Here is a 10,181-nt window from a genome sequence, read left to right as displayed (position 1 = left end):
GTATCGCAACGACGATTTCACCGTCCACTATCAAGAAGAACGCCAGGAGAGCGTGTGGAAATGTCGCTGGGACCGCCACCCAAGCAGTCACAACGCACGGGACCACTTTCATCCGCCGCCGGACGCGAGTCGCACCAACGCAGAGGACGCACAGTGGCCCCCCAGACCATCGTGACGTCTGTCAACTCGTCCTCGATTCGGTCGAAGAACGAATCGAAACTCTGTGGGAACGGCAGTAGGCAGCCAAGAGAGCAAAATACTGTCCCACAGATTATTATACTACTCTCGCGTTGTTTGGCATATCATGTCCGAGGAGATGGCCCCGTCCGATCGAATGGTCGCGGATGGCGGGACCGAACATCGCGACGTAAACGAGGTCGTCGAAGAAGAATGGATTGAGGAGACGACGCCGTTTGAACGAGTGTACGAAATCATCCGTACTACCTACGACCCTGCGTCCGCCGGAGAGATCGCCGATCGCGCCCGCGTTTCGGCAACCACGGCGCGAAAGCACCTGCGAACGCTCGAAAGCGCTGGCGAAGTGACACCCTCTCAAGACGGGCAGACGACGTGTTACCGACGATCGGAGACAGCGATTGTCACTGAACATGCCCAGTCGCTCCTCGCGGAATTGTCCTCCGAAGAGATCGCGTCCGGGATTGCTGATATGAAGGCACAGATACAGGAGTGGCGTGAGGAGTATGGTGTCGATTCACCCGAAGAATTCGCCCGTGAACGAGACGTCGACGACGTCGATAGCGACTACGGTGCCCGCCTCACGGAATGGCAAACGACGCGACGTAACCTCGCACTCGCACAAGCAACACTCGCAATCGGTGAAGCAAGCAATACGGGCCACCTGACTGGCACAGATACCGACGATGAGGGCGATAGCGATGCATCCATCGTCGTATGACCAGCGACGCGACTCCTTCCCAACAGTCTCAGTCGGTCGAGCAATCCGAGGTATTTGGGCCTATTGACGCCGGGGCGTTGCGTGAGATTCGAGACCTGATCATGGAGCAGGAACCGCTGGCCGAGACAGCATCACTAGATGACCCGTTGAATCCACAGACGCTCTCGGTCGAACTGTCTGATGGAGTCGGTGCAGCGTCAACTGCTCGAATCGACATCCGGTGGAGTCTAACCGAAAACTTTGCGATCCACTACACGGACGACCAGAATCGGAATTTCCGGTTCGATTGCCACCCGAAACCGGACGCGCCGAGACGACACTTCCATCCACCACCCGACGCTCCGAGTCGTCCCGTCGAGGAATCCTGTATTGCTGTGTCTGAGACTGGCCTCGTGACGCGAGCGATTCTTCAACGGTGGCGATATGCCTATGCCAACGAGACGTTTGACGGAATCAACGACGCTGAGAACCCGCCGTAGCCCCAGTCCTTGCCGATACGCGTTTCCTCCTTGTCCTACTGGCGGGGGATTCGTGTTTTCGGGACGGATACAACTTGCTCTCAAACAACTGGTTCGAGTGACTTCATCGAGAAATCCGATTTCGAACAGTACCGTTCTGCGAGCTCCATCAACGCTCGAGTCCGTCGGATATCGGCGACGTTGTGGATGATGAGTGGCTCATAGGTGCCCTCCTTCCACGCGGTGACTGCCTCGCTACTATTGGTGAATGGATCAAGCTCGTTCAATCCGGCGCCGATCAGTTCCTCGTAGACGCCACTCAGTGTATCCTCACTCGTATTGAAGCGTGTCTCGAAGACATCCATCACATCGACGTATGGCAACGTGCCAAAGGGCCACTCGAGCCCGTGCGTACAGAGCCGAGTCCGGAGAAACGGCAGGTCAAACCCTCCGTTCCACCGCTCACCGTTGTACGCAACGAGCTTAGCATCACGTTGGGTGAGTGTCGACGTGACGAACGTCGCTAGTTCGTGCAGGAGTGCCTGTTCGCTGTCGAGGACTGAGAGCTGCACCGGTGTCTGGAGAGTGTCGTTCAGCTGATCTGCGAGGCCTGCTTGTGGTGTCGTTCCGTCTGTATTGAGAAACACTCGCGACGAGACCGCCGAGTCGAACCCAACTACTGTGAGTTCATCATCGGTCTCGAACCCCGTTGTTTCGATGTCGAAGGCGATTGTCGTCAACTCAGTCATTCTGCACCTCCAGTGTCACCTTCGGCGGGCGATTGCTGTTGCTCGCCCCCAGCTTTCGAAAGCCGTTGCTCAAGCTCTGTGAGGCGTTCCTCGTGGTCGTCGAGGCGAGATTCCTGTTCGAGGTCGATGCTGAGCAGCGCCGGCAGCAGCGGGTTCTGGTGGTTCAACAGCCCGCTCGCGTCGGCGTGCTCGCGGGCGTACTCGAACAGCCGGTCGAATCGCGGCTGGTCGCGACGCCGCAGTGCCCGGCGGAACTCCGCCCAGCGCTCTTCGATGGCCCGCAGCGCATCTCGGTAGGTTGGGTTCGTGCGCCCCATCTTTAGACAGTAAGGGAATCCCAGCCTTCAGGCCAGGTGGGAATCGCGTCACTCTCAGACGCAGCTGCCGTTAGTCGGTATTGCCTGATTCCCTTCGTTTTGTGTCGATACATTCTCTGACGAGGCTCGATAGGTTGATGTGATTCTCGTCTATCCACTCGGCCTGTTCTTCCGTGATGGTGATGTTCTTCCGTATCATCACCACGTTCTGTGTGTCCGATACGCATAAGTGTGTATAGTGTGTATTTATTCGCGTGTCCGAGTCGGTGACGAAAACGCTTCAGGCTACCCTCGTACCACCCACAGCGGGCAAAGAGCAACGCCTGTCGTGTCTGCTGGACACATATCGTGAGGCACTGCACGACGCCTTCGACGCCGGGGCTGATACAATGTCTGCGGTCAACGACATTGTGACACCCTACGACCTGCCGTATCAGGCCAAAGACGCGCTCAAGTCCTACGTCCCCAAACTTCGGGACACGTACAACGCTTCGGAGTTGGACGACGGGCATCCGCTTCGGCTTGTCAACCGTGCCGCGAAATTCGACTACTCCGACGAGCGCGACTTCAGCTACGTGTGGCAGGTTCCCCAACCCGGTCGCGGGACGAATTTCTGGATTCCACTGCGTATCAACCCCGAGCAGGAGTCGCTGTGGAACGACCTGTTGACCGACGATGGGGCAGAACCCGGTGAAATCCAACTCCAGCGACACCGAACGTCGTGGGAGTTGCATGTCACCGTCGAGTACGAGGTTGAACGGACCAATTCGGACCATGCAGAACCGACGTACATCGGCTTCGACGTTGGTGAGAGCGCGTTGATTACGGGCTGTGCCCTGAAACGCGACGTGCCACGGGAGCCGATTATTGTCAGTGGCAATCGAGCGCGGCATCTGCGGAAGGAGATGCACACGACGCTTAAGCGACTCCAAGAGCGCGAGGCCGCCGAGTGGCGGATTGACGAGCGATTCGACTACTACCAGAACGCGCTCACTGATATTGTCGAGAAGGTGTCTCGGCAGGCCGTCGAGTATGCCCGTGGGTTCGAGAACCCCGTAGTCGTCATGGAGGACCTGACCTACATCCGCGAATCGCTGGACTACGGAAAGTGGATGAACCGACGACTCCACGCATGGGCCTTCGCCCGTTTGCAAGGCCGTATCGAGGATAAAGCCCGAGACGCCGGTATCCCGGTCGAGTACGTGGACGCCGCCTACACGTCCCAGACGTGCCACACTTGCGGATACATCGGAACCCGGGACGGCGACGACTTTTGGTGCCAGAACAACGATTGCCACATCACAGTGTTCCACGCCGATCTGAACGCGGCGGCAAATATCGCTGGCCGCGTTGACCCGTGGGGAGAGAGCCTGTCTTGGGAACCGACAGGCAATGACTCGCCTCGGGATGGGAGCGCCCGTGACAGCGCCACAGTCCACCGTGAGACGAGCGAGAAACCCTCGCAGATGAGACTCACGGCGTTTACGGACTGAAACCTCTCCGGGCTTGCTATGTCGATGGCAGGGCCGGAATCCAACTGTGTTGGAAGCCCCGCCGTTTACGGCGGACGAGGATGTCACCGCTATCGGCCTCCTGTACCGCTCGCCGTCCACGCATCGAGCAAGGGATCCGTGGTAGCCGCCACCGTCTCACCGTCAGCGGTGACGCCCATTCCGACACCCTCCGGGGTCGGCGTCGACGGCGCCGGCGTTGTCGGTTCCACGCCGACCTGCGTGGCGCGTGCCGCGAGCAGCTGCCGCCAGTACGCGAACGTCGTCTGGTAGTACGCGCCGCCGTCGACGGGATAGACGAGCGTCTCGAAGTCCTCCCCGACGACCCGTGGCCCCATTCGGGTCTGCTCGCATTCCAGATGGTGGTCGGCGGCCGTCGCGACTGGCTCGGTGAATTCGTTTCGTTCGTTTCGCGTAACGAGCACCGGGATGTTGTATCCCTCGGCGTAGGTCGCCAACCGGGCGAGGGCTCGGGCCTGGAGGGTTTCCGTGTGGGTTTCGCCGAGGGTATCGTCGGCGCGGTACTGGGCGTCGACGGCCGGCGCGACGATGAGGGCAGGTGTGTGGGGCGACGTGTCCTCGTCACGACCTGGCGCCCCTCGACTGGCCGCCCCGGCGTCGGTGGTGGACATCTGAATCGACTTGTTCACCGCCGTCGGAAGATCACAGACGGCGCCGTAGTGCTGGGAGGCAGTGAATCCGCGTGCCACGTGGATTCGGTTGAGCAACCGTTGACTGGGGGCGATTTGGGCGAGTATCGTCGTCGTCGCGTGGCCGTTTGCGTCGACCCAGAAGGCGGGCCCGTCGTGTAGGAGGAGGTGGTCGAGCACGAGCGACTGTAGGATCGGGACGCCGCGGTCCCCCTCGACATCGAGTAGCGTGATGCCGTCGTCGAGCTGCGGCAGCAGCAGCTCGTCCGTAGCCGGGTCGGCCTGGTCAGCGAGAGACCGATTGCGGTCAGCGCCCCGAGTTGGCTGGTCCACTTCCAATCGGTTCGACGTTGAGTATTTTCCCATACTCAACTAGAGGTCCACATTCCCGATAAGCCGCGGCGTGGCGCTTCCGCGTTTCAGGGAAGGCACGAGCTACGTGCTGAGCTATGCGTACTGCTTAGGTTTCTGCGAATATTCGACTGTTTCCGAGAACGTTTCCAGAATCGCGTTCAATCCATATAGACGAGTTAACCAACAACTGATTTTTCGCGGGGTCTGTTGGTTAATATATCAGTAGTTGCCAATATACGGTTTCTTTATTCAGTAAATAAGATGGAACGCCCGATCAGTACAGGGGAGGTATTAGTCAGTCTTGAAGTGGGTTTATTGTGTGTTTCGGCTCCCCACAAAACACTTTATTGCTGGTCGGGAACTGACAGCATGCGCCGAGAATTGATGGTCATCCTTCTCGTTCTGCTGGCTGGCTGTAGTGGGCTGAACGGCGGCGCTCCCTCCACGCAACCAACAGAGACGACGTCCGCAATTCCGACAACTACGTCCAGCCCGTCAAATGCGACGCCGACTGCTGCGACGCCGAGTAATACCGTTAACTACACCACGCTCTCAGACACCGAGCAGCAAGCGTTCGATGCCGCCCAGCAACGAGCAACTGGGTTCGCACCCGACGCTGTCCGTGAGTCACCGTACGTCAATCGAACGTACTTCCCCACTGACGCAAAGGAGGTTTTCCAGGAGCATGAGTACGTCCAGAAAAATGGGTCGTACCACCAGCTCTCGTGGGACGTTGGGCCGACGTTAGCCACCTATGAGATTCAGGTAACCGACCACCAGCCGTCGGAAAATGCGTCCGTCGTTGTTCTCGAAAATCTTTCGTCGGAGGTGAGAGAGCCAGTCCAGAAGGCAATCGAGAATGGCTCATACGATACGCCGTTCGGCAAGTGGGACTCCCTCCCGGAGAGTTTGAGTACCGCCGATTTCGTCCGAGCGAACGGAACGCACTACAAACTCGATGTCATCGCGGGTGATTTCTGGGCCGACGAAATGCGCGCAGAACCGGTCGAATAGGTGGAGCGCTACTTGATATAGACGCATTCACACTTACCGATTCAGCCGCCTCAGTTTCAGCACTGTTCTGAATACAGAAATCGCGCTAGCAACTACTGATATCACAGCCGATTTCGCTGCTCAGACAGGAACGAAGCCAGGTCGTCCACAGCGTTTGCTGGCAGTTCTTCTTGTCGAAAGACACCCTTGAATGAGTCTTCGAACCCATCCTCTTCGAGTCGATTCAGGACCATCTCGATCTGTTTATCGAGCTTCTCTGGGTCGCCACGGTGGACGTGTCGCTCGATGCGGTCGAAATCCGCACGCAAACTGATAACGACGAGGTCGCGGGTATCGGCCTTTCGCCCGCTGTGGAGTTTCATCGCGAACAGCAGCGCCGGTTCCGGGATTCGCCCGTCCAGGTCTTCGGCGACGTCAAGCGATTCAATAGTACTGTGTTCGTGCAGATAGCGGTACGACCACTCTGCGTCCGTCTGTCGACACCCCATCGCATCCACGAGTGCCTCGAACTTGACGGCGTTCGCTCCGACCTCCTTTGTGTATTGAAGCATTCGCCCGTCGTACTCGTTCGAGACGTCCTGCTCGAACTGTTTCTCGTATCCGAGGTCACGAAGAAGAGTATCAAAGTCGTCGAGTGCGGTGTCCGGAATCACGGTGTCGATATCGGTTGTGAACCGTGTTTGGAACGCGGACACCGCCCAGCCGCCAACGAGAACATACGGCAGTTCGGCATCCTGGACCGCGCGATGCGTGTCAATCAGCTCGGATTGTCGCTCGGGAAGACTCATTCCATCTGTTCGTTCGCATTCATGGCACTGTGATGTGACGCATCGATGTCCCTGTCGTACTCGTCGGCGATGATCTCCAAGGCGGGCTCGTACGCTGGCCGATTCTCCATCATCTGGCTGACGGTATCGTCCAACGGGATGACGGGGTTGCCGTCGACCCACTCGGCGTCGATATCGCCGGTCTTGGGGAACAACACGTAGTGAACGTTCCCGTTGACGTCGCTGGCGTCCGGGCGCTCGTTGATCGTCGTGTCGACGCCAAACTGCTGGAAGAACGCAATCCACCGTTCGACGTCACGGTCGTGCACTTCGATGAACACCGGATAGTCGTCGTGGCTCCGCGCGATCTGGAAGCCGCCGTGTGTCCAGACGTATGCCGCGTCAATTTCCGTGTACGCGAACTCCATTCCGGCGAAGTGTGGAATGACGTACGCGTCTTCCTGAGAGATGGTATCGCGGCTGTGCAACGCAGCCATCATCTCGGCGTATTGCTGGCGCATCTCGTGATCGACGATCTGGATTCCATTATCGGTATTAGCGATGACCTCTTCGTCATCTAACCGGTCAATCCAGTCGTACACCCACGAGTACGAGACGTCAATCTTGCTCGCGATACGGTTGATAGAATCGCCACGCTGGACTGCTAACACAATTTTCGCAGCGGTGGCATCCATTAACTCGTTCATTATTGAAATTGCCTCTTGCTCGCGCTGTCGTTTTTCGCTTCTAGCTATCTCTATCGAGATACCAATACATAGAACTTCCGCTCAGGTCGGCTACCTGCGGGATGTGCGTACGCGACCCTCTCCGGTCACTGCATCGGCGACGCGGCTGCTGAGTCGACCAGCGAGTACTCTCGATCCCGACTCGTCCCCTCCGCCTCGACGAGGTTGTATTGCTCCATTTTCGAGAGGTACGTCCGGACGGTCCGTTTCGTCCGGGGATCATCGACCTCCTCTGTGTAGCGGTCGTGAATCTCGCTTGGTCCGAGCGGACCGTGCTCACGAACGATGTCGTAGACAGCCCGCTGATGGGGCGTGAGCGAATCGAGACTTCGTTGTTTAATCTGAGCACGGGCGTCGTCAGCCGAGTCGCGGAGGATGTCGTCAGTAATCTGTTCTTGATTTTCGCGGTCGGCCGTGCTGGCTGCCGTCCGGAGAATGCCGATTGCGAGGCGGGCGTCGCCGGCGGCCGCATCGGCGATCCGGTAGAGCTGGTCGTCGGTAATGACGTCCTCGTTGAGCCCCCACTTCGCCCGCGCACTCAGGATATCGTACAGCTGCTCGTCGTGGTACTTGTCCATCCGGACGTGCTCGCTGGAGCGCAGCCGGCTCACGAGGCGGTCGTCGACGCGGCTGAACAGCTCCTCTTCCTTGTTCGCGATGCAGATGATCGCGAACTGCGGGAGGCTGTGGAGGTCGTAGATGACGCTGGGGTCCTCCAGTTGGTCGACCTCGTCGAGGATGACGACGGTTCGCGGGCCGTCATGCTGCTGGAGGCGATCGACGAGTTCGTCGTGGGGCGTCGACTGCCGGTGGATGTCGATGGTCGCGCCGAGGTCGTCGAGGATCTGGTAGAGCGTGCGGAACCGCGTGTAGTTGCGCCAGCAGTTGACGTAGGTGGCCTCGACGTCGAGGACCTCTTCTCGGAGCCGTTCCGTGACGAACTTCGAGATACACGTCTTGCCGGCGCCGCTGGGTCCGGTGATGATCGCCGTGTTGGCGGGTTCACCGTTCGTGATGGGCTCGAGGACGCTAGAGAGGTGATTGACCTCGGCGTCGCGATGCTCAACTTCTCGAGGGACGAACCCGGCGCGAAGGACGCGAGCATCGCGGATCATCTGTCTGTGGTCGTCTCATTTTGTGTCTACCCCTAAAAGCGTGACCGGGTCATTTCCGGAAACGACCTAAGCACCACCTCAATAACTGTCTCGATTCCTACGCTGTCACTCGATTCCTGTTTATGGAAAACTAGGGCTTCCGGAAAGCTCCGGAATACGGTACCAGCGAATAAGCATCTCACTAGGTCGGGCAAGAACGCGTTACATCAAGGGGCCTAGTCGGCGGCTTTGTACCCGATAGTGGCTAAGGCCACCAATCCAAAATACACTATACCGCTACACGGCCGAGGGGGTTAGCAATACAAACTAATAAAAATAGTATAAGGTACCGTCTCTTCCTCGGCAAATTAGTTCACGGTGATATAGGTAGTGATGTTTTTCGCGACAAAGTAGCGTTGGCTGGTAATGCCACCGACGTATGAGAAGGTCCTGACAGAACGTGAGTTTGAGCGCCTGATTGAGGGAACGTACCGAATTGACAGCCCGAACGAGTCACTGGAAGCACGCGCAGCTGTACTTATCGGAGGACGTCTAGGTATGCGGCCCGGTGAAGTCACCCATCTTGACTCCTCGTGGATTGATTGGAAACGCCAGATGATTCGAGTGCCCTCCCACGATCAGTGTACAAAAGGACGAAATGGGGGACTCTGCGGATACTGTCGACAGGCAGTCCAGAAACAAGTGAGTTCATCTGAACAAGGCGCTAACGAACTTCGACAGCAATACTGGCAACCGAAAACGGACGCAGCAGCACGAGTAATCCCATTCCACTTCTCCTCACGTGTTCACGTCACACTCGAATATCTTGACCGAGAACACGATGGGTGGCCGTATTCGTTTTCGACTCTCCAACGCCGACTCAGGTCAGCGCTCGACCGAGCACCGGAACTGAAGCCGGGCTCGACGTCTCCACACGGTCTCCGAGCAACTGCCGCATCCTATCACGCCGGACGAGGGTTAGATATGCCCGCGTTACGCTCGATGTTCGGGTGGCGAGACATCGAAACAGCGAAGCAATATATGAATTTGGATGGCTCAAGGACTCGGAGAGCACTGAGTAGCATCCACTAAGAATTGGTCAGAAGCGGCTAGTGGCGAGAAGAACCAGAGTGGCGTTGGACTACTATTTGAATAGACGTGATCGAGTGTCTTAATCGAGGTCGTCGTACTTCTCCAGCACCATCTCGAAGTAGTCCTCGTCCATCAACCGGGGATTCTGGACGCGGTGGAAGTCTTCGAGAACGAAGGCAGTCTCCTCACGCCCAAGACCGTACGCGTGGAATGCGGCGGCGTCAATCTCGGCCTGCAACTCCCGGCGTTCATCTATCTCCGTCGCCGGCTCAATCCCACCAAGTCGTTCGCGCAGCTCCTCGAACTCCTCCCCATAGCAGTTGAGTCGGGCGGCTCGCTTCCAGATTTGGTTGAACCACTTGTCACCTTCGGAGAGATGTGGGACTTGGGTTTCTTTGAACTTGTAGGTGACAATATGAGTATCGACCTTCGTCCGGATGAGATAGTCGAAAGGGAGCGAATTCAGCAAACCAACTCCAGCAAATAGTTCTTTCGCTCTTGCGTAGGAGATTG

At 57.8% G+C, this 10,181-nt stretch carries 11 protein-coding genes and 2 pseudogenes; 6 read left to right on the top strand and 7 right to left on the bottom strand.

Translation table 11 applies throughout. The annotated features are described in order from the left end of the window. The 3 genes and pseudogenes from GJ634_RS16990 to GJ634_RS11915 form a co-directional block, all read left to right on the top strand. Positions 1-239, top strand: a pseudogene (locus GJ634_RS16990) (hypothetical protein); the annotation flags it as partial. A 65-nt stretch (positions 240-304) separates the two neighbouring features. Beyond that, a complete protein-coding gene (locus tag GJ634_RS11920; RefSeq protein ID WP_197425509.1) occupies positions 305-916 on the top strand; it encodes a winged helix-turn-helix domain-containing protein in 612 nt (203 codons plus the stop codon). Beyond that, a complete protein-coding gene (locus GJ634_RS11915) occupies positions 913-1,395 on the top strand; it encodes a hypothetical protein (protein ID WP_157502972.1) in 483 nt (160 codons plus the stop codon). Before GJ634_RS11920 ends, GJ634_RS11915 begins: the two co-directional genes overlap by 4 nt. 80 nt (positions 1,396-1,475) lie before the next feature. On the opposite strand, the gene GJ634_RS11910 is transcribed toward GJ634_RS11915, so the two are convergent. Then, positions 1,476-2,123 carry a ribonuclease H-like domain-containing protein gene (locus GJ634_RS11910; protein ID WP_157502971.1) on the bottom strand — a complete coding sequence of 216 codons (648 nt, stop codon included), beginning with the start codon at positions 2,121-2,123 and terminating at the stop codon, positions 1,476-1,478. After that, the gene (locus tag GJ634_RS11905; protein ID WP_157502970.1) at positions 2,120-2,440 is read right to left on the bottom strand and encodes a hypothetical protein; all 321 of its coding nucleotides are present in this window, start codon (positions 2,438-2,440) and stop codon (positions 2,120-2,122) included. Before GJ634_RS11905 ends, GJ634_RS11910 begins: the two co-directional genes overlap by 4 nt. Before the next feature lie 254 nt (positions 2,441-2,694). Between GJ634_RS11905 and GJ634_RS11900 the strand changes: the two genes are divergently transcribed. Then, on the top strand, positions 2,695-3,933 hold the full coding sequence (locus GJ634_RS11900; RefSeq protein WP_331714144.1) for a transposase: 1,239 nt from the start codon (positions 2,695-2,697) through the stop codon (positions 3,931-3,933). 89 nt (positions 3,934-4,022) lie between these two features. Here GJ634_RS11900 and GJ634_RS11895 read toward each other — a convergent pair whose 3' ends face one another. Next, complete coding sequence (locus tag GJ634_RS11895) at positions 4,023-4,862, bottom strand: hypothetical protein (RefSeq protein ID WP_157502973.1); 840 nt, start codon at positions 4,860-4,862, stop codon at positions 4,023-4,025. Positions 4,863-5,339: 477 nt separating this feature from the next. On the opposite strand from GJ634_RS11895, the gene GJ634_RS11890 reads away from it, so the two are divergent. Then, complete coding sequence (locus GJ634_RS11890) at positions 5,340-5,969, top strand: hypothetical protein (protein WP_157502969.1); 630 nt, start codon at positions 5,340-5,342, stop codon at positions 5,967-5,969. A 101-nt stretch (positions 5,970-6,070) separates the two neighbouring features. On the opposite strand, the gene GJ634_RS11885 is transcribed toward GJ634_RS11890, so the two are convergent. The 3 genes from GJ634_RS11885 to GJ634_RS11875 form a co-directional block, all read right to left on the bottom strand. Next, the gene (locus GJ634_RS11885; protein ID WP_157502968.1) at positions 6,071-6,757 is read right to left on the bottom strand and encodes a hypothetical protein; all 687 of its coding nucleotides are present in this window, start codon (positions 6,755-6,757) and stop codon (positions 6,071-6,073) included. Continuing rightward, a complete protein-coding gene (locus GJ634_RS11880; RefSeq protein WP_157502967.1) occupies positions 6,754-7,431 on the bottom strand; it encodes a helix-turn-helix domain-containing protein in 678 nt (225 codons plus the stop codon). The genes GJ634_RS11885 and GJ634_RS11880 overlap by 4 nt, the downstream gene beginning before the upstream one ends. Before the next feature lie 137 nt (positions 7,432-7,568). Then, a complete protein-coding gene (locus tag GJ634_RS11875; protein WP_157502966.1) occupies positions 7,569-8,597 on the bottom strand; it encodes a Cdc6/Cdc18 family protein in 1,029 nt (342 codons plus the stop codon). 405 nt (positions 8,598-9,002) lie between these two features. On the opposite strand from GJ634_RS11875, the gene GJ634_RS11870 reads away from it, so the two are divergent. After that, positions 9,003-9,668 carry a site-specific integrase gene (locus tag GJ634_RS11870; RefSeq protein ID WP_157502965.1) on the top strand — a complete coding sequence of 222 codons (666 nt, stop codon included), beginning with the start codon at positions 9,003-9,005 and terminating at the stop codon, positions 9,666-9,668. A gap of 79 nt (positions 9,669-9,747) precedes the next feature. Here the strand turns inward: GJ634_RS11870 and GJ634_RS11865 are convergent. Continuing rightward, positions 9,748-10,181 (bottom strand): annotated as a pseudogene (locus GJ634_RS11865) (hypothetical protein); the annotation flags it as partial.

Source organism: Halobacterium sp. CBA1126 (genome assembly GCF_009741975.1).
Taxonomy (GTDB): domain Archaea; phylum Halobacteriota; class Halobacteria; order Halobacteriales; family Halobacteriaceae; genus Halobacterium.
This window is presented reverse-complemented; position numbering and strand designations above follow the sequence as displayed.

Bases quoted from the DNA above. Each gene is read 5' to 3' on its own strand.
- GJ634_RS11920 (WP_197425509.1), top strand. From the start codon at position 305: ATGTCCGAGGAGATGGCCCCGTCCGATCGAATGGTCGCGGATGGCGGG.
- GJ634_RS11915 (WP_157502972.1), top strand. From the start codon at position 913: ATGACCAGCGACGCGACTCCTTCCCAACAGTCTCAGTCGGTCGAGCAA.
- GJ634_RS11910 (WP_157502971.1), bottom strand. From the start codon at position 2,123: ATGACTGAGTTGACGACAATCGCCTTCGACATCGAAACAACGGGGTTC.
- GJ634_RS11905 (WP_157502970.1), bottom strand. From the start codon at position 2,440: ATGGGGCGCACGAACCCAACCTACCGAGATGCGCTGCGGGCCATCGAA.
- GJ634_RS11890 (WP_157502969.1), top strand. From the start codon at position 5,340: ATGGTCATCCTTCTCGTTCTGCTGGCTGGCTGTAGTGGGCTGAACGGC.
- GJ634_RS11885 (WP_157502968.1), bottom strand. From the start codon at position 6,757: ATGAGTCTTCCCGAGCGACAATCCGAGCTGATTGACACGCATCGCGCG.
- GJ634_RS11880 (WP_157502967.1), bottom strand. From the start codon at position 7,431: ATGGATGCCACCGCTGCGAAAATTGTGTTAGCAGTCCAGCGTGGCGAT.
- GJ634_RS11875 (WP_157502966.1), bottom strand. From the start codon at position 8,597: ATGATCCGCGATGCTCGCGTCCTTCGCGCCGGGTTCGTCCCTCGAGAA.
- GJ634_RS11870 (WP_157502965.1), top strand. From the start codon at position 9,003: ATGCCACCGACGTATGAGAAGGTCCTGACAGAACGTGAGTTTGAGCGC.